Origin of the sequence: Vibrio penaeicida (assembly GCF_030689305.1) — a bacterium.
Taxonomy (GTDB): domain Bacteria; phylum Pseudomonadota; class Gammaproteobacteria; order Enterobacterales; family Vibrionaceae; genus Vibrio; species Vibrio penaeicida_B.
This window is the reverse complement of record NZ_JAUYVM010000001.1, coordinates 153074-171571: the sequence shown is the minus strand read 5'-3', so window position 1 is coordinate 171571 and position 18498 is coordinate 153074. Positions and strand designations below refer to the sequence as shown.

Here is an 18498-nt window from a genome sequence, read left to right as displayed (position 1 = left end):
ATTTGGAGGAATTATAATGAGAAAAATATTGCTAATGTTATTAATTATTCCTGTTTTTGTGCAGGCTGAATACCAAAGAAATCAGGCAAGAACTGTAAATGAAGTGGTTTATGGCAAAGTAGACAGTATTCGATATATCACCGAGCAGCAGATTGTAGAGTCAAAATCCAGTGGTTGGCAGACACTGGCTGGCGCAACAATAGGTGGATTGATTGGACACCAATTTGGCGGTGGGACAGGTAAGCAAGTTGCCACTGTAGTGGGTGCGGTTACAGGAGCTGGTATCGCGCATGACAGGTCTAATCAGGTTTATAGAATAGAGCATAAATTAGTTGAAATTCTGATAGATACAGATAAAGGGGATCTCGTCAATGTGATACAAGATGTTGACTCCAACATGCTATTTCAACGCGGAGACTCGGTAAGAATTTTGTACTTTGACAACGGAGTTCGGGTGGACATTGCTTACTAAGGTGTTTCCCTCTTAAGTTCATTGAAATTAAAAGCATGTTTGTAAGGCTAACAGGTGCTAGCAAAGCACTCTGTTTTTGGTTAGTCTGCAAGTACGAAAAATAAAAACTCGCACTCGGATGTGTGAGACTATGCAGGAATAATCAACATCAATGGAAAGCCTTACGTTACAACCCATTTCTCTCGTTTCTGGTGAGGTTAACTTACCTGGTTCAAAAAGTGTTTCAAACCGTGCCCTGCTATTAGCCGCTTTGGCTTCTGGTAAAACTCGACTAACCAATTTGTTAGACAGCGATGATATTCGCCATATGCTGAATGCATTGACGAAATTAGGTGTGAGTTATCAGCTTTCAGACAACAACACAGTCTGTGAAGTGGAAGGTCTAGGCAGCAGTTTTAATGTTGAAAATGCTCAGGAACTATTTTTAGGAAATGCGGGAACTGCAATGCGCCCACTGGCGGCAGCGTTGTGTTTGGGGAGCGGAGAGTATGTACTTACTGGCGAACCAAGAATGAAAGAGCGACCAATCGGTCACTTAGTCGATGCGCTTAAGACTGCCGGTGCAGATATCGAATACCTAGAAAACGAAAACTACCCACCTTTAAAAATTAAAGGTACTGGGTTAAAAGGTGGCACCGTAAAAATAGATGGGTCGATTTCCAGCCAGTTTTTAACCGCGTTTTTGATGTCAGCACCTTTAGCAGAAGGTGACATTAAAATTGATATTATTGGTGAGCTTGTTTCCAAGCCGTACATCGATATTACACTGCATATTATGAAGCAGTTTGGCGTGGATGTTATCAACAATGATTACCAATCCTTTGTCGTTCCATCAGGACAGTCTTATAAGGCACCAGGCGACTTTTTAGTGGAAGGCGATGCATCTTCTGCCTCTTACTTCCTTGCCGCAGCCGCGATAAAAGGTGGTGAGATTAAGGTGACTGGTATTGGTCGAAACAGTATTCAAGGCGACATTCAGTTTGCTGACGCGCTTGAAAAAATGGGAGCTAAAATCGAATGGGGCGACGATTACGTGGTGTCTCGACGAGGTGAATTGAAAGCTGTGGACTTAGATTTCAACCACATACCTGATGCAGCAATGACTATCGCGACGGCAGCACTATTTGCGGAAGGCACAACGGCTATTCGCAATGTCTATAACTGGCGTGTGAAGGAAACGGATCGCCTATCTGCAATGGCGACAGAGCTGCGTAAAGTAGGCGCGGAAGTGGAAGAAGGTGAAGATTACATCACCATCACACCAACGCCCAACCTTAAGCACGCAGCCATTGATACATATGATGATCATCGTATGGCGATGTGTTTCTCATTAGTCGCACTGAGCGATACACCGGTGACGATTAACGATCCTAAGTGTACATCAAAAACCTTCCCAGATTACTTCGAGAAGCTGGCTGGTTTAAGTCAATAAATTGAGTGTGATTCATAGAGCCCCAGTATTCTTGCAGGGGCTTTTTTATTTTAAAGTAAATTCTTTGGACAACTGGTGAGCGAGTAACTTAAACATATTGAAAACAGCAGGGGTTTGCTCACTCGGGAGCCCTTGGTCATTCAAAAAGTATTCACCTTTGAAGATCAACACGCCATCTTTTTCGATGACCGAGTTTGTGCGCATGCCTTCTACGTATTCATCGTGCTCTTGGATAATGCTGTTGGCAATGAGCAGTAAGTCAAACTCTGAAATGCTTTTTTTTGAACTCATGGAAACCTCTAATATAGACGAGGGAAGGGTATCAATATGGCATAAATTAGCAAGAATATTGGGAAGGTGAATTTGTTTTGGCTCAAAGGAGGTTAACAATTTTCTTTTTTCTACCGTATTTCGATGTTGTTGCAGAGATACAGCCATGTGAAATCGTCTCTTTTTTGTGAGCCATTACAGAAATCCACCATTTTCTCTAGTCTACGACTAATCTCATGATTACTATGTGCGCAATTTTAACGGGGTACATATGCGTTTAAAACGTTTGAGACCCTTTGTGATACCAGTTTTCTGATTGACCAGATGTCGACCACTCAGAATTGAAATGTAAAAAACTGGTTGACCTTCTTATAAACTCGCACAATAGTAAAAAAAGAAGCAATGAGCCAGTATGGCGTGCGCTAATTGATGCGCAATCGAATTTGAGGACGTTTGAGTCAGTTATGGGTAAATCTCTCGTTATAGTGGAGTCACCTGCCAAGGCAAAGACTATTAATAAGTACCTTGGTAAAGACTATATAGTTAAGTCGAGCGTAGGACACGTACGTGATCTCCCTACTGCTGGGCAAAGTACTGGCACAAAGAAAGCGGCGGCTGTGTCGACAAAAGGTATGAGCGTTGAAGAAAAAGCGCGTATCAAGAAAGAAAAAGATCGCAAAGCTCTGATAAAAAAAATGGGTATCAACCCATATAAAGAGTGGGAAGCGAATTACCAAATTTTGCCAGGCAAAGAAAAAGTTGTATCCGAACTGCAGAAACTGGCCAAAGACGCTGAACACGTTTATCTCGCAACCGATTTGGACCGTGAAGGAGAAGCTATTGCGTGGCACCTTCGCGAGATCATCGGTGGTGATGAAGAGCGCTATAAGCGAGTTGTATTTAACGAAATTACGAAAAACGCGATTCAGCAAGCATTTGAAACACCTGGTGAGCTAAACCAAGACGGTGTTAATGCACAACAAGCCCGTCGTTTCATGGATAGGGTAGTAGGCTTTATGGTCTCACCTCTGCTTTGGAAAAAAGTGGCACGAGGCTTGTCTGCTGGTCGGGTTCAGTCTGTTGCGGTTAAATTGCTCGTTGAGCGTGAGCGTGAAATAAACGCCTTCATCCCCGAAGAGTTTTGGGATATCCATGCCAATACCAAAACAGCAGATATAACAGATTTTCGTCTGCAGGTGGCACAGAAAAATGGCGAGGCGTTCAAGCCAGTCAATGAAACACAAGCTAGTGCAGCGGTTTCTGATTTAGAAAAAGCAAAATATGAAGTATGTAAGCGCGAAGACCGCCCTACGAAAAGTAAACCCTCTGCTCCGTATATCACCTCGACACTACAGCAAGCCGCGAGTACTCGGTTAGGTTATGGTGTTAAGAAAACCATGATGCTAGCTCAGCGTCTTTATGAGGCTGGTTACATTACGTATATGCGTACAGACTCAACCAACTTGAGTTCTGAAGCCGTAGATACCTTACGTGGTTTTATCGGATCTGAATATGGTGACAAATATCTGCCAGCGAAGCCAATCGTTTATGGCAGCAAAGAAGGTGCTCAAGAGGCTCACGAAGCGATTCGTCCTTCTAGCGTAGAAGTTAAAGAGCATGACCTCCAAAGCATGGATAAAGACGCTCACAAGCTTTATCAGCTGATTTGGAACCAATTTGTAGCGTGTCAAATGACACCGGCTCAATATGACTCGACGACATTGAGCGTAAAAGCTGCAGAATATACGTTGAAAGCGAAAGGGCGAATCCTTAAATTTGATGGCTGGACTCGTGTTCAGCGACCAATGGGTAAGAACGAAGACCAGATACTACCAGCGGTTCAAATTGGTGATGTTCTTGATCTTGTCGCGTTGGATCCTAAGCAACACTTTACCAAACCACCTGCTCGTTTCACTGAAGCTGCATTGGTTAAAGAACTCGAAAAACGGGGTATTGGTCGTCCTTCGACTTACGCTTCTATCATTTCTACGATCCAGGATCGCGGCTATGTAAAAGTGGATCAGCGACGTTTCTATGCAGAAAAAATGGGCGAAATCGTTACTGATCGTTTAGATGATAGCTTTAACGACTTGATGAACTACGACTTCACTGCTCGCATGGAAGAAAAGCTCGACCAAATTGCGGAAGGTGATGCTAACTGGAAAGCGGTACTAGATAACTTCTTTACTGACTTCACAGGAGATCTTGAGAAGGCAGAATTGGAAGAAGACCTTGGGGGCATGCGTCCTAACAGTATTGTGTTAACGGACATAGAATGCCCTACGTGTTCTCGCCCAATGGGTATTCGTACCGCATCTACAGGTGTTTTCTTAGGTTGTTCTGGTTACGCTTTACCACCAAAAGAGCGATGTAAAACCACCATTAACTTAGGTGACGAAGAGGGCATCATCAATGTTCTAGAAGAGGATGTTGAAACAGCCGCGCTTCGCGCCAAAAAACGTTGTCCAAAGTGTGAAAATGCAATGGATGCATACCTCATCGATGAAAAGCGTAAAATGCACGTTTGTGGTAATAACCCAAATTGTGATGGCTACTTAGTCGAGCACGGTGAGTTTAAAGTGAAAGGCTATGATGGACCGCTGGTTGAATGTGACAAGTGTGGTTCAGACATGGTGCTCAAGAATGGTCGCTTTGGCAAATATATGGACTGTACGAGCGAAGACTGTAAGAACACTCGTAAGATTCTGAAAAATGGTGACGTTGCACCACCGAAAGAAGATCCTGTTCATTTCCCCGAACTGCCGTGTGAAAACTCGGATGCGTACTTTGTTTTACGTGACGGAGCTTCAGGCTTGTTTATGGCCGCGAGCAACTTCCCTAAATCGCGTGAAACTCGAGCGCCTTTAGTTGAGGAATTAGTTCGATTTGAGGATCGCCTGTCTCCTAAGTTCAAATACTTGACGACTGCACCCACTCACGATCCAGATGGACGCCCAACAGTTGTGCGCTTTAGTCGAAAGTCGAAAGAGAACTATGTGCGCTCAGAAGTGGATGGTAAGCCATCTGGTTGGACGGGGTTATACATTGATGGTAAATGGGAAATTACGGACAAGCGTAAGAAACCAAAATCCTAATTAGTTAAAAAATATAATATTAAGGCAGCCTTTTGGCTGCCTTTTTCGTTTCTTATTTGACGAAAGTATGATTATTGCTAACACTTACAACTTGATGGTCATATGCAACATATACATATATAAAAATAAGATCAAATTCTAGAGAAAATTAATGACCTATTAATTTTCAACGTTGGTTGGGAGAAGATATTGAGGCTTAAAGCACGGTTGTTGTTAATTACAGCAATTGGACTGTTTCCTGCTATTGTACTTATGGCAGCAAATTCCTGGTGGCAATTTATTCAAGAAAAGTCGGCGGTGGAACGCTGGGCTTCTGGTGTTGCTGAGCAACTAGTAAGGGAGCAAGCGCTAACTCTGTCAGAATCAGAGCGCTTCTTAAATACTATCAGTTATTCTTATAAAACACTTATCGATAACAAGGTGCAATGCCAAGATGTACTTCGCCATTGGCTAAAATTGAGCCCCTATTTTTCAAACCTCATTATTTCTTCTCCTAATAATGCTCAAAGTTGTCAGGCGACAAAAATACGTAATGATGTCGATGTCATAGTGAATCAAATTTATGTTCAGCAAGCCATATTGAATCAGAGATTATCAATTGGTGATGTGTTGTCCGGAACTCGTGTAGATAAACCCTTTTTACAAGTTGCCTACCCTCTAGGAGTGTTTAATGAAGGTAGCCGAGCAGCAATTGTTGGTGAGCTTTCATTTGATTGGTGGCAAAGTAAATTTCTACAGATGGATATCCCTTACAGCGCATCCATTAACTTGGTCGATGTCCACAAAAACGTATTGGCTACAAATGGGTTAAAGCCCGAAAATATTATTTCTGATGAGCGACTAAAAATCGAAATAAAACGGGTACTATTTCCTAACATTCCTTCGTCCCCAAAGATACTTATATCCCTTTCTTCTAGGGGGTTTTCTCAAGTTGTTTTTGAAAACTTGGCTGGAAATATTTTGTTTCTGGTTTTTGGTTATTTGATGGCTATCGCCATAATTTGGTGGGGTTTTTCGAATACGGTTTTAAAACCTGTTTTTGAGCTACTGAGAAGAAGTAAACAGTATGTCGATGACTTTTCTTCAGGAGCGCCAGCAAAGCTCGATGAGTTAGAAGGTTTTTGTGAGCAATTTGACCGTGTTCTAATAGAGCAGGATGAATTAAAACAACAACTTATTGAGCAAGGTGCCCATCTTAATCAGGCTTATAATCGTTTAAATAGTTTATTGGATAATTCACCTTTTGGGGTGGTTGAGTGGGACACAAACCTCAGAATTCAAAGGTGGTCGACGCTGTGCGAAACGATATTCCAGCTAAAGCAAGATGAAGTGGAAGGTAGAAAAATTAACCAATTACCTGTTCTTCTAAAGCGGCATATGTGGTCCATTGAGCCGTTTTTGAAGCTCTATCAACACGGTAAAGACAGTAGCAAACGCATCGAAATTGGTTATCGTGACGATCTTGGTGGAGAAAAAGTCCTCAAGTGGTGCTTTTCCGCAATTTATGACGATGCAGGCGACCTATCGAGCATATTAGGGCTGTTTGAAAATGTAACACAGCATGCAGAGTATCAACGAGAGCTCGAGTATCACGCACGCTACGACAGCCTGACTGGGCTACCTAACCGCTACTCTGCCTTACAGCTTATCTCTGACCGCCTTACGAAGGAGGTAGAGTTCTCAGTCGCGCTGCTAGATATAAAAGGGTTTAAACTGGTTAATGACCATTATGGGCACGAATATGGCGATATGCTTTTGGTCGAGTTATCTGAGCGTATTAGCGAAAAGTTACAAAGAGACGAAGGGTTTGCAAGGTGGGGAGGGAACGAGTTTATCTATGTTCTTCCATTTGTTGGCGAGGCGCGAGTGAGTGTGCGGCTGGAAGAGTTGATAAACGAAATTGCACGCCCGATTGAACTTGGAAGCAGCACTTATTCGACTCAAATAATTTGCGGGGTAACGTTATCGGACAAACCCGTCGAATCCCCCTCTGAACTGATACGTCTTGCTGACTTGGCCATATTCTTTGGTAAAAAAGAGAAAAACAAAGCGATTAACTTCTATCAACCCTCTATGTCTGAAATTGGAAGCGCTCAGTTTGAAACAGAAAGTGAGCTAAGGCGCGCAATTACCAATAATGAGTTCAAGCTGGTTTATCAACCCATTCTTAACAATCAAACACAAATAATTGAATCTGCAGAGGCTTTAGTACGTTGGAACCATCCAGAGAAAGGTCTGATCCCACCTTCTCATTTTATACCAGTAGCTGAAGATTCAGGTCTGATCCTAGAAATAGGAAACTGGGTTTTAGAGCAAGCCATATCTCAATTGAAAGCCTGGCTAGATGAAGGGCTAGGGATCAAAGACATTGCTGTTAACTTATCCGCTCTTCAAATTAATGATGCAGGCTTTGTGTCAAATATTAAAGAAATACTAGAACGCTACAAACTCCCTCCACAACACCTCACACTGGAAGTCACCGAAACGTCATTATTGGCAAGTTATACTGATGTTATTGCGAAAATAGGACAACTAAAAGATTTAGGAATAAAAATTGCACTTGATGATTTTGGAACGGGTTATTCGAGCTTGAGCTATTTAAATGAATTACCACTGACAAAATTAAAAATTGACCGCTCGTTTGTGGCAAGAATCGATGAACCTCAAGAGCCTACCGTACTGTTAGATGCGATTATTTCTATCGCACATAACATGGGTTTAAGTATCGTGGCCGAGGGAATCGAAACCCTATCTCAATACGAGTATTTGGAAGCAAAACAGTGTGAATTTAGCCAAGGTTTTTATTTTAGTCCCCCTATTGATGCTAATTCGTTTCAAGCGTTACTTGCACAAAAACAGTGCATGAATGCACCAGTTAAAAACAATTAATTAACGAATCTCCAACGGAAAGCAAACGTTTGCTTGTGGTCACACAATTGTTGGCATGGATCGCAAAATAATGATTGTAATTGCATATGCATTGAGTTAAAAATAAGCTCATAAATCGCACTTCGTAAAGTATAAATATAAAAGTGCAAAATAATAAATATGAACAATATCAGTATTTTTCGCTTGATTTGCCTGATGGAATGAGAAAGTTGTTAATAGCTTCCATTTCTTAAAGCTTACGGATCAGGCTCACTATGTGAGTGGCAGTTATCTCTCCAAGAGATTTTCGTGGGGTTGCACATAAGTTACACAAAGTGCGACGCATGTAATGTCGTGGTTCAACTCGGAGCAGAACACTGTCTCTGCACATGGACGTATGACCCAACAATCGAAACACACGTATTTCGTTAGTCGGGCATAAAACTATAAGATATGGAGATATATAATGGCTGGTGTATTAGGAATGATTCTTGCGGGTGGGGAAGGTTCTAGACTAAGACCCCTAACAGGGTCACGCAGTAAACCCTCGGTGCCTTTCGGAGGAAGCTATCGCCTGATAGATTTCGCTCTGAATAATTTTGTAAACGCAGATTTAATGAGAATTTATGTTCTCACGCAATTTAAATCTCAATCCCTTTATTTGCATATGAAGAAAGGTTGGAATTTGTCGGGTATTACAGACAGGTTCATCGACCCTATTCCAGCTCAAATGCGTGACGGTAAACGTTGGTATGAGGGTACGGCAGATGCTATCTACCAAAACATTCGGTTTATCGAATTAGCGCAACCTGATCAAGTTTGCATTTTTGGTTCAGACCATATCTACAAAATGGATATCAGGCAAATGCTTGATTTTCATAAGCGAATGGAAGCGAAACTTACGGTTTCAGCTTTGCGGATGCCGCTCAAAGAGGCGTCGCAATTCGGTGTTATTGAGGTAGATAAAAATGGAAAAATGATTGGTTTTGAAGAAAAGCCAGAAAATCCAAAGTCTATTCCAGGTAGCCCAGAGGAAGCGTTAGTTTCGATGGGAAACTACATTTTCGACGCAGACTCCTTATGTAAAGAGCTACGTGAAGATGCGGACAGCGAAACATCCAGCCATGACTTTGGTAAAGACATTATTCCAAAGATGTTTCCATCCGGAGAAGTGTATGTTTACGATTTCTCTACCAACAAAATAAATGGTGAAAAGGGTTCTACTTACTGGAGAGATGTCGGCACAATAGATTCTTATTGGGCGGCGCATATGGATCTACTTGAGAAAGATCCTGAGTTTTCTCTTTATAACCGAAGCTGGCCATTGCATACCTATTACCCACCTTTACCACCAGCAACGTTTGTTGATACTAATGACGATTGTCGTGTGCGCGTCAACGACAGCTTAGTGTCTGGCGGCAGCTACATTCAAGGGTCATCTATTCACAAATCTGTTCTAGGTTATCGGAGTAACATTGCGAGTGGTTCGATTATTAGTGAATCTATCCTTTTAGGTGATGTAAAAATTGGTGCAGGTTGTAAAATACGTCGAACCATTATTGATAAAGATGTCGAAATTGCTCCAGGGACGATTATTGGTGAAGATCTAGAGCTTGATGCTCAGCGTTTCCACGTTTCCCCTGAGGGTGTAGTCGTCATCAAGAAAGGAACGAAAGTTGGGTTCTAGTATGGATCGAATGAATATCTGGTTTACGGTTTCTGAAGCCGAAGGCTTGGTGAAAAGTGGTGGCTTGGCAGATGTTGCCAAAGCCCTACCTAAGGCCCTTCAAGTTCTAGGGCATGATGTGTCAATAGTTATCCCAGGCTATCGAACCTTACCTGGATTAGAAAGTGCCGAAGTTGTACTCAATACTGAGTTAGATTTCTGGCCACATGTGCGTTATCAAGTAAAGAAATTATCGCTAGATGGTGTTCCTGTTTATGCCGTTGAATGCCACAAGTACTTTGATCGTAGTGAATTGTATGCGGAGTCTAATCAAGCGTATCCAGATAATGGAGAGCGTTTCGGTTTTTTCGCTTCTGCTTGCCTCGATATTCTACCTAAACTCGGAATAAAACCAGACATTATCCATGCCAATGACTGGCATACAGGGTTAGTACCATTCTTATTAAAAACTCGCTATGAACATGATGAGCGCTTTCGCTCCATTAGAAGTGTTTTAACCGTTCACAACGCGATTTTTAAGGGTGTCTATACCTACCATGACTTGGAGATTATTCCTGAGCTGAACCTGTCTGGGTTAGAACGGCTGCAATACGGTCAAGATTGTATCAGTATGCTACGCGCAGGTGTTGCGTACGCAGACAAAGTGAATGCTGTCAGCCCTAATTATGCCGCAGAGCTGATGACCGCGTTAGGGTCACACGGAATGGTGGACGATTTCGTTCATCGCAGTGCAGACCTATATGGGATTCTTAATGGTTGCGATTATAGCGAATGGGATCCTAAGACGGACAAATACCTAGATCACCACTATGAGGCTGAAGCTTCGAGTATGGTTAAGGGTAAACAGCTCAATAAATGCCAATTACAGGAAGAGGTTGGGTTACCAACAAAAGAGTTACCTGTATTCGGGATGGTTTGCCGTCTAACACACCAAAAGGGGTTCCACTACCTTTTACCGATTATTGAGCAGTTTTTGCGAAATGACGTTCAGCTAGTTATTGTAGGCACGGGTGAGCCTCAAGTGGCTGCAAAACTTCATGAGGTCGCGAGCCGATATCCGAACAAATTTTCGTTCATTGAAGCTTACAACAATCGCCTAGCACATTTGGTTGAAGCTGGATCGGATTTCTTCCTAATGCCGTCAGAGTTTGAAGCATGTGGATTGAACCAGATTTATAGCATGGCTTACGGAACATTGCCGATTGTACGTGAAGTGGGCGGTTTAAAGGATACTGTTGTTGATTACGATACGGATGAAAAATTTGCGACTGGCTTGAGCTTCTTAGACCCAACACCAGAAGCATTGTTGATCGCGATGCAACGAGCGTTGATTCTATACTTGCAGCAACCCGGTGAGGTTCAGCGCGTTCGTTTGAATGCAATGAACACGGAGTTTAGTTGGGAAACATCGGCTAACGAGTATGTGAATATGTATCAGGCTGCGCTGCTGTAAAACAAGAGCGGGTTGGGTGTAGCCTTCTTGCGTAAAACCTCTGATGACAATAGCCTCTCAATGAAAATTGAGGGGCTTTTCTATGGTAGGAGGAGCTTGGTCACCCAATTTACTCATATTGTGGTAAGCTTTTACCTAATAGAACTAAAAAGATTCATAATATTTGTTAAGCGATGTCGAACCCTTTGTTATTTCACAAGACTTATAACCATCCCACCAGTAATGAGTGGGTGGTCTTTGTTCATGGTGCCGGTGGCAGCTCTTCCATTTGGTTTAAGCAGATCAAAGCCTACAAGCAGCATTTTAATTTATTGCTTATTGATCTTAGAGGTCATGGGCGGTCGAACAATGTTATTCAAGATCTCCTTAAAAAAGGCTATACGTTTAAAGATATCTGCCAAGATATCTTGCAAGTATTGGATCACTTAAAAATTCAGTCTGCACATTTTGTTGGTATGTCTTTGGGAACCATCATTGTACGAAACCTTGCCGAGATAGCTTCAGAGCGAGTATCTACCATGGTACTAGGTGGGGCGGTAACTCGATTTGATATTCGTTCACAAGTGTTGGTTAAAGTTGGCGACTGGAGTAAGCATTTCATTCCTTACATGTGGTTGTACAGCTTGTTTGCTTACATAGTCATGCCACAAAAAAATCAAAAAGAATCGCGACATCTATTTGTTAGGGAAGCGAAAAAGCTGTGTCAAAAAGAATTTAAACGTTGGTACACCTTGGCTGCGGATGTTAACCCTTTGATGAAATATTTCCGTGAAAAAGAAATCCCGATCCCAACGTTATATCTGATGGGAGACAGAGATTATATGTTTCTTCGTCCAGTCAAAGAAATGGTGAGAATACATAAGCGCAGTGCGTTGATTGAAATTCCTGATTGCGGCCATGTGTGCAATGTAGAAAAGCCGGACATTTTTAACGAAAAATCGATAGGGTTTATTCGTCAGCATGCTCGCTGATGTGGTGCCCACAGTTCCAACAGGCACCAAATTGAGATTCTATCCATTCATCGCATTTTGGACAGCACCAGTTTGGCTTTGATTGGCTAGCGGTTTGATCAGTATATGACTCCACAATCTTCTTGGCTTTGTCGTACTGAAATTCGTTGTTTAACCAAATATATGGTTCAGTATCGGGACCAAATGGAAGCTCACCCTGCAAGCCAAACAACCTTTCACCGCGAACTTCGACATCGATTCCCTGTGCCTTTAGCAACTCACATACAATATGAGCTTCTGTAGGGAGCGTAGTAGAGTACACCTTCATAGTTCGTCCAAAATAGTGAATGAGTTTTAATTATGACAGTAACTCGTTCATAAGAGTCTGTGCGGGATAGGTAAACTGTGAATTTCAGCAATAAAAAAGCCTCCAAAGGAGGCTTTTTTAGCATGAAGGTTTAACTAACTTAAGCGTTTCATTAATTCATCACGTCTATCTTGAGGAATCACGGACCAGTGAGTGCCATTAATTGCACCCTCTAGAGCCCATAGTAGCTCTAAGCCAACATCGCTTGAATGAGTCTGCTTGATGGCTTTGAAGGCTTCAACAGAACCGAAGTTTTGCAACTCCTGAACGGAAGAGATCCCTGCTTTTTTGAGCATTCTTTCTGTACCCAAACGTAAATTAGGCAAGTCTTTCAAACGCGTTGGTTTGGTTTCAGCTTGCTTTTGTTTCTCCGTTCTTGCAACTTTCAGTGCTAGAGAAGCTTTCTCTATGATGTCATTGGTATTATCCCAACTGGTTTCTGGGAGAGCAAAATACTTGGTGACAACCGGAAACCCGCGCTTCTTGTACACATAAGGTTTTAAACCTTGTTGTTCGAACTTTTGAGCACTTTTTGAGTCAGCTCTGATGTGTAAAGTGTTTTGAACGACTAAGGCGAACATAGTGTCATCGGCGAAAACGCCAAAACCACCAAACATTGAACGTGATTTTATCGTCCCTAATGGTTCAAATAGCTTCAATGAGTTTTTAAGTATTGGTTTATCCATGCTGTACTGTCTCGGCTAAAGAAGTTATGCCACTACTAAGTTCAGGTCCGAGAAAAAATAGCAAAGTGATGCAGTCAGATGTCAGAGTTTGGTTAACTCTAGAAAAGAAGTATGCATATTTGCCATCGGCAACCCCGCTACCATATTGATTTCAAATAAATCCATTTAGGCCGGAAGCTTTGCGTCCCACTTTTTCAAATGGTTTGCCCTGTGCGTGACAATAAAATCATAGAGAAAAACCGGAACAAGCATCACATCAAAATGCCTTATGTGTGATCCGCCTTCAAAAAATAAATGTACAGATATAAATATTGTTTCTTATTTGGGCAATAAAGCAAAAAGCCTGACATATAGCCAGGCTTAATTAGAATTAACTAATTTAATTTAACTTTCTAACAGAACTTCTCTCTACGACTTCAGGATGCATCTCGAAGATGCGTTTATCGTGTTCTTTGTCCTTGATTCTTTGGAGAAGAATTTCAAATGCCGTTTTACCCACTCGTCGCTTAGGTTGGTGGACGGTCGTCAGAGGTGGAGAAAAGTATCCTGATAGCTCAATATTGTCGTATCCAATGATTGAAATGTCATCTGGAACGCGGACACCGTTCTCTTGAAGGCGACTAATGACTCCGAGTGCCATAAGATCATTAAAGCAGAAAACGGCCGTTGGCCTGTTTTCCATGGCAAGGATTTTGTCCGCCGCTAAGACAGCAGTATCACATTCGAAGTTGCCGACAAGTATGCGCTCTTGCTTGAATTCGATATCGTATTCTCGTAGCGCCCGCTTGTAGCCAATGACCCGTTCAATACAAGCCACTTTTTCTTCGTGACCAGTAAGGCAGGCAATATCGGTATGACCATTGTCTAAAAGATACTTTGTCGCTAAGTAACCACCTTCCTCAGAGTTATCGATGATCTTATCGGCTTGGGAACTCTCTGGACCCCAATCCATGATCACTTTTGGAATGGATGAGTGAGCATCAAGCATTTCACGAAGATCCTCAGTTAAATCTGAGCACATGACCAAGATGCCATCCACACGCTTTTCCGCAAGCATACGAATATAATCCCGTTGCTTTTCATATATCCCACCGGTATTGCACAAGATCAACGTGTAGCCTTGGCGATAACAGTAACTTTCAACGCCATCGACGACTTCTGCAAAGAATGGATTAGAAGACTGTGTAACTAACATACCTATAGTACGAGTCGTATTGCACTTTAAGCTGCGCGCAACAGCGCTCGGTGCATAGTTTAGTTCTTCTACTGCTTTTTTAACTTTCTCTTGTGTAGTTTCAGCAACAAAGCGTGTTTTATTTATAACATGCGAAACCGTTGTAGTTGATACTCCGGCAAGTCGTGCGACATCTTTAATAGTGGCCATAAAACAAATATCCTGTAGAGCCGAGCTGAGGGGTAAGGTGCTAAATTTCACGTAGCTAATGTTTTCAGCATGGCGGATTTCATTGTGTTATTAAAATCGACTAAAAACACAAAAACCGCTATTAATACAGCGGCTTAGTTAATGCTTTTCAGCGTTTCATATTTTATCGTTTGCGATCACGATCTTAGTCTTTAATTTCGTATGTGACAATGGAGTGAATCGTAAAAAATTATACCAAGTGTCACATTTATGAGGAATCCTAATATTTTTTAAGGGTACTGTTTCATATTTAAAACAAATTAGCTCAATATCTAAGTAAAGTCTTCGAGCTCAATACTATCAAGATATCCCACCTTGCCGGTTTACTCGCCAGAAATATATTGGCGGTCTAGTTCGACAAAACTCACAAGCAATTGTGACAAAGCTGCGTAGAACCCAAAGCCATCATGATTTTTGCAGTTCTTGTTAAATATTGGAAGCCAAGTCATGAGATGTGTATTTATGAACCACAGCTGTTCTCGCAGTGCATCTTCAAATTGCTCGTTCGTTTTTAATTCATTTGAGCGAATAATGAGGTTACCTAAAAAGTCCAACTGAATGGCGAGGTGATCCGCTGGCTCGTTAAACCCCTCTAGCAAAGAGACACCTTTTTCTCTTAACAACGATTCCATTTGTTTCGCTGGTTCATCATTGAGCAGACCGGATTTGTAAATAGAGGCGTATGGCAAGGCAGCTTTTTTATCTGTGGTCAGAAATAGACCACAAAAATCCGCAGCGAGTTCTAACTGAGCGTCTTCTCTGTCTTGGAATTTATTCAGGGATTCGATAAGTTGCTGAGCCGCCGGTTTTAAGGTTTCGTTTTCTGCAAGACCGCTAATGAAGCCCCTGATTTCAGCAGTGTGGTAATGCTCCAACTCTTCTTGTTTAAGTTCATGAGCAAAAAGGCTAGAAAGCCACCAGTAAATCTCTGCGCGCTTTTCGTTGAATGCTTTTGTTTCTTGCATAGCGTTGCCGCTCCGTATGAGGTTATTAGCGCAATTCTAACGAATTAAGATGAACAGAACTAATCTAAAGTATGGCAAGAAATGAAAATAAAAATCAGGTTATGAATAGGAGCCAAATTGGTTGCTTTGAATCAATAAAAGTTAGGAAATTGCCTTCTTTTTAACGAATTCGCTAGAAATGTAACTTTTTGTGAATAGAATATAAAGAGTCGCAAATAGACTGTGGCAAGTTTGTCTTTATATTTACATTAAAGTCGAACAAATACCTTATATATCCTTATAAATACAAAAGAAAGTGGTGTAGATGAGCTATCACGTATTAGTCGTAGAAGACGATGTGGTTACCCGTAGCAAGCTGGTGGGCTATTTCCAGAACGAAGGCTATCAAGTTAGCGAAGCTGAAAGTGGCGAGCAAATGCGCGCAATTTTAGAAGAGCAATCTGTTGATTTAGTCATGCTGGATATTAACTTACCAGGTGAAGACGGGCTAATGCTGACTCGGGAACTACGCAGTCAATCTGATATAGGGATCATCCTCGTCACAGGACGCACGGACAGCATTGATAAAATTGTCGGCCTTGAAATGGGTGCCGATGATTACGTGACAAAACCTTTTGAGCTTAGAGAGCTTCTGGTTAGAGTAAAAAATTTGTTGTGGAGAATTTCCGCTGCCCGTCATGCTCCAGCGAAAGAAGACAGAAAAGAAGAATCTGGGCAACTAATCCGTTTTGGAGAGTGGACGTTTGATATTCAACGTCGCGCACTTAGCCGCAATGGTGAACCTGTTAAACTGACCAAAGCCGAGTACGAGTTGCTGGTGGCTTTGTCTTCACACCCAAACAAGGTTCTTAGCCGAGAACGTATATTAAACATGATTAGCCATCGTGTTGATGCACCTAATGATAGAACCATTGATGTTTTGATTCGTCGAATGAGAGCTAAGATGGAGTTCGATCCGAAAAATCCACAGATTTTTGTCACAGTGCACGGTGAAGGTTACATGTTTGCTGGAGATTGATGCTGAGATTGATTTTTATCAGCAGTAAATGATTATTAAGATTGAAAAAACCGAGGGTAGCATCCTCGGTTTTTTTGTTGGTAATTTGATACCTCAAGCTAAATCAATTTAAGAAGCTTCATTTAGCTGTGCGTTGGAGTTAGTCGCAAAATCTCGAAGGGTTTGCCACCAAAGCCCTAAACGTTCATGCCAATAGGTTTCCGTCCACTCCAAGTATTTAGCTTGAGGGCGGTACTTGTTCCATGGCTGCATCGTGCCATTGGAAGCCAGAAAGTTCGTAGGTGCTGGAACGGGGTCAATACCCGCATCATTAAATTCACGTAACGCACGTGTCATATGACTTGCAGAAGTGACAAGTACCAGCACTTTGTTATTTACAAACACGGAAGCTTGTCTTGCTTCTTCCCACGTATCTTTTGCTGTCTCCAAAAGAATGATATCGGGTTTTGCGACGCCTAATGCGAGTGCTACTTTCGCCATCATTCGAGCATTACTGATCTCAGAGCCACCAGCGTAGCCAGACAAAATCAATTTTGCACCGGGATACATCCTAAGAATACGAATACCTTCGGATAACCGCATTAATGCCGTTCTGCTTAATTCCGATGTTGGTGGAATATCATCATCAACAACGTGACCGCTTCCCAACACCATCACATAGTCAACAGTGCCTTCTATAGGTAGAAAGCCTTTGTGTTGACGCTCCATTGGCATCAATAGTCCACTGGCAACAGGTTGGAAAGAAGAAAGGAAAATGCCAGTGAAAGACACGAAAATCAAAAAACAGCCAGTACCTCTTTTTAAGGTGAACATGACCAACAATAGCCCCACCACACCAATTATTAAAAACCCCGGGAGCGGCATCAGCAGCGCAGAAAACACTTTTTTCAGCTCAAACATACTTAAATAGTCCGAAAAATCATCACTTGATTATGAAAAAGGCTAACAAGCCTTTATTACTTCTTATCCTGTGACAGAATAAGCGGCACGAATAGATATAATAACCTAAGCCACAGTGACAGAAGATCGTAATTTCGACGATATTGCCCACAAATTCGCAAAAAATATTTACGGATCTGAGAAAGGTGATATACGTCAAACCATTGTTTGGGAAGATTTAATTGTAGCATTAAGTGAGCTAAACGATGAATGTTGCCGTTTAAATATCTTGGATGCAGGTGGCGGGCTTGGGCAAATGTCGCAAAAAATTGCCCAACGCGGACACAATGTCACACTCTGTGATCTATCTTCTGAAATGCTAAAACTGGCAAAAGTAGACATTGAAAAACACGGTTTGCTTTCCCAATATCAGCTAGTTCACTCTCCAGTTCAAGAAATTGAACAGCACCTCCACGAGAAAGTTGATATGGTGCTTTTCCACGCGGTGATGGAGTGGTTAGCAGACCCGAAATCGGCGTTAGAAACGGTTTTGAAGCAGATAAAGCCAGGTGGTATCGGCTCTATCATGTTTTATAACCATCACGGCTTGGTTTTGAAAAACGTGATATGCGGCAATATTCCACACATTTTAGAAGGAATGCCGCATAGAAAACGCTTTAAACTTCAGCCCCAAAAAGGTTTGAAGCCGGAAGAAGTCTATCAATGGATAGAGAATGCTGGGTTTGAAATTTGTGGTAAATCGGGTATTCGGTCCTTCCACGACTACATAGGTAATATGGAGTACATGGGCGATTATCAATTTGAAGATGTATTGGCACTTGAAAGACAACTGTGTCGTCAGGAGCCTTACCTTTCTTTAGGTCGCTACATTCATGTTTGGGCGAAAAGAAAGGAATAATAAACAGGATGAAC

The 18498-nt window shown here is 41.9% G+C and carries 15 protein-coding genes and 1 riboswitch; of the genes, 9 read left to right on the top strand and 6 right to left on the bottom strand.

Translation table 11 applies throughout. From position 1 onward, the window contains the following. The first annotated feature begins 16 nt into the window (after nt 1–16). Nucleotides 17–472, top strand: coding sequence for a glycine zipper 2TM domain-containing protein (locus Q8W40_RS00705; protein WP_305395450.1), 456 nt, complete (start codon nt 17–19; stop codon nt 470–472). 151 nt (nt 473–623) lie between these two features. Further along, nucleotides 624–1904, top strand: coding sequence for a 3-phosphoshikimate 1-carboxyvinyltransferase (gene aroA, locus Q8W40_RS00700; RefSeq protein WP_305395449.1), 1281 nt, complete (start codon nt 624–626; stop codon nt 1902–1904). A gap of 45 nt (nt 1905–1949) precedes the next feature. Here aroA and Q8W40_RS00695 read toward each other — a convergent pair whose 3' ends face one another. Then, a complete protein-coding gene (locus Q8W40_RS00695) occupies nt 1950–2195 on the bottom strand; it encodes a DUF2498 family protein (RefSeq protein WP_305395448.1) in 246 nt (81 codons plus the stop codon). 443 nt (nt 2196–2638) lie between these two features. Here Q8W40_RS00695 and topA point away from each other — a divergent pair, with 443 nt between their 5' ends. The 5 genes from topA (at nt 2639) to Q8W40_RS00670 (ending at nt 12248) form a co-directional block, all read left to right on the top strand. Further along, a complete protein-coding gene (gene topA / locus Q8W40_RS00690) occupies nt 2639–5269 on the top strand; it encodes a type I DNA topoisomerase (protein ID WP_305395447.1) in 2631 nt (876 codons plus the stop codon). Nucleotides 5270–5458: 189 nt separating this feature from the next. Next, a complete protein-coding gene (locus Q8W40_RS00685) occupies nt 5459–8158 on the top strand; it encodes a putative bifunctional diguanylate cyclase/phosphodiesterase (RefSeq protein WP_305395446.1) in 2700 nt (899 codons plus the stop codon). A gap of 445 nt (nt 8159–8603) precedes the next feature. Beyond that, nucleotides 8604–9824, top strand: coding sequence for a glucose-1-phosphate adenylyltransferase (gene glgC, locus Q8W40_RS00680; RefSeq protein ID WP_305395445.1), 1221 nt, complete (start codon nt 8604–8606; stop codon nt 9822–9824). A gap of 1 nt (nt 9825) precedes the next feature. Next, nucleotides 9826–11277: a glycogen synthase GlgA gene (glgA, locus tag Q8W40_RS00675; protein WP_305395444.1), complete on the top strand. Its 1452-nt coding sequence runs from the start codon at nt 9826–9828 to the stop codon at nt 11275–11277. A 173-nt stretch (nt 11278–11450) separates the two neighbouring features. Beyond that, on the top strand, nt 11451–12248 hold the full coding sequence (locus Q8W40_RS00670) for an alpha/beta fold hydrolase (RefSeq protein WP_104398854.1): 798 nt from the start codon (nt 11451–11453) through the stop codon (nt 12246–12248). Here Q8W40_RS00670 and Q8W40_RS00665 read toward each other — a convergent pair. The 4 genes from Q8W40_RS00665 to torD form a co-directional block, all read right to left on the bottom strand. Continuing rightward, a complete protein-coding gene (locus tag Q8W40_RS00665; protein ID WP_305395443.1) occupies nt 12226–12555 on the bottom strand; it encodes a putative signal transducing protein in 330 nt (109 codons plus the stop codon). The two genes, Q8W40_RS00670 and Q8W40_RS00665, sit on opposite strands and share 23 nt — an antisense overlap. Before the next feature lie 134 nt (nt 12556–12689). After that, nucleotides 12690–13280, bottom strand: coding sequence for a TfoX/Sxy family DNA transformation protein (locus Q8W40_RS00660; RefSeq protein ID WP_101115477.1), 591 nt, complete (start codon nt 13278–13280; stop codon nt 12690–12692). Nucleotides 13281–13404: 124 nt separating this feature from the next. Then, a riboswitch (cyclic di-GMP riboswitch) is annotated at nt 13405–13498 on the bottom strand. A gap of 161 nt (nt 13499–13659) precedes the next feature. Beyond that, the gene (gene purR / locus Q8W40_RS00655; protein ID WP_305395442.1) at nt 13660–14664 is read right to left on the bottom strand and encodes an HTH-type transcriptional repressor PurR; all 1005 of its coding nucleotides are present in this window, start codon (nt 14662–14664) and stop codon (nt 13660–13662) included. A gap of 362 nt (nt 14665–15026) precedes the next feature. Further along, nucleotides 15027–15668, bottom strand: a complete 642-nt coding sequence (gene torD / locus Q8W40_RS00650) for a molecular chaperone TorD (protein WP_305395441.1) — start codon at nt 15666–15668, stop codon at nt 15027–15029. Between the two features lie 304 nt (nt 15669–15972). Here torD and torR point away from each other — a divergent pair, with 304 nt between their 5' ends. After that, a complete protein-coding gene (gene torR / locus Q8W40_RS00645; RefSeq protein WP_101115480.1) occupies nt 15973–16686 on the top strand; it encodes a two-component system response regulator TorR in 714 nt (237 codons plus the stop codon). A gap of 108 nt (nt 16687–16794) precedes the next feature. Here torR and elyC read toward each other — a convergent pair whose 3' ends face one another. Further along, the gene (gene elyC / locus Q8W40_RS00640; RefSeq protein WP_305395440.1) at nt 16795–17586 is read right to left on the bottom strand and encodes an envelope biogenesis factor ElyC; all 792 of its coding nucleotides are present in this window, start codon (nt 17584–17586) and stop codon (nt 16795–16797) included. Between the two features lie 115 nt (nt 17587–17701). On the opposite strand from elyC, the gene cmoM reads away from it, so the two are divergent. Further along, nucleotides 17702–18484 carry a tRNA uridine 5-oxyacetic acid(34) methyltransferase CmoM gene (gene cmoM, locus Q8W40_RS00635; protein ID WP_305395439.1) on the top strand — a complete coding sequence of 261 codons (783 nt, stop codon included), beginning with the start codon at nt 17702–17704 and terminating at the stop codon, nt 18482–18484. The last annotated feature ends 14 nt before the right edge of the window (nt 18485–18498 follow it).

Coding starts and splice junctions, on each gene's coding strand:
- Q8W40_RS00705 (WP_305395450.1), top strand. CDS start 17: ATGAGAAAAATATTGCTAATGTTATTAATTATTCCTGTTTTTGTGCAG.
- aroA (WP_305395449.1), top strand. CDS start 624: ATGGAAAGCCTTACGTTACAACCCATTTCTCTCGTTTCTGGTGAGGTT.
- Q8W40_RS00695 (WP_305395448.1), bottom strand. CDS start 2,195: ATGAGTTCAAAAAAAAGCATTTCAGAGTTTGACTTACTGCTCATTGCC.
- topA (WP_305395447.1), top strand. CDS start 2,639: ATGGGTAAATCTCTCGTTATAGTGGAGTCACCTGCCAAGGCAAAGACT.
- glgC (WP_305395445.1), top strand. CDS start 8,604: ATGGCTGGTGTATTAGGAATGATTCTTGCGGGTGGGGAAGGTTCTAGA.
- glgA (WP_305395444.1), top strand. CDS start 9,826: ATGGATCGAATGAATATCTGGTTTACGGTTTCTGAAGCCGAAGGCTTG.
- Q8W40_RS00670 (WP_104398854.1), top strand. CDS start 11,451: ATGTCGAACCCTTTGTTATTTCACAAGACTTATAACCATCCCACCAGT.
- Q8W40_RS00665 (WP_305395443.1), bottom strand. CDS start 12,555: ATGAAGGTGTACTCTACTACGCTCCCTACAGAAGCTCATATTGTATGT.
- Q8W40_RS00660 (WP_101115477.1), bottom strand. CDS start 13,280: ATGGATAAACCAATACTTAAAAACTCATTGAAGCTATTTGAACCATTA.
- purR (WP_305395442.1), bottom strand. CDS start 14,664: ATGGCCACTATTAAAGATGTCGCACGACTTGCCGGAGTATCAACTACA.
- torD (WP_305395441.1), bottom strand. CDS start 15,668: ATGCAAGAAACAAAAGCATTCAACGAAAAGCGCGCAGAGATTTACTGG.
- torR (WP_101115480.1), top strand. CDS start 15,973: ATGAGCTATCACGTATTAGTCGTAGAAGACGATGTGGTTACCCGTAGC.
- elyC (WP_305395440.1), bottom strand. CDS start 17,586: ATGTTTGAGCTGAAAAAAGTGTTTTCTGCGCTGCTGATGCCGCTCCCG.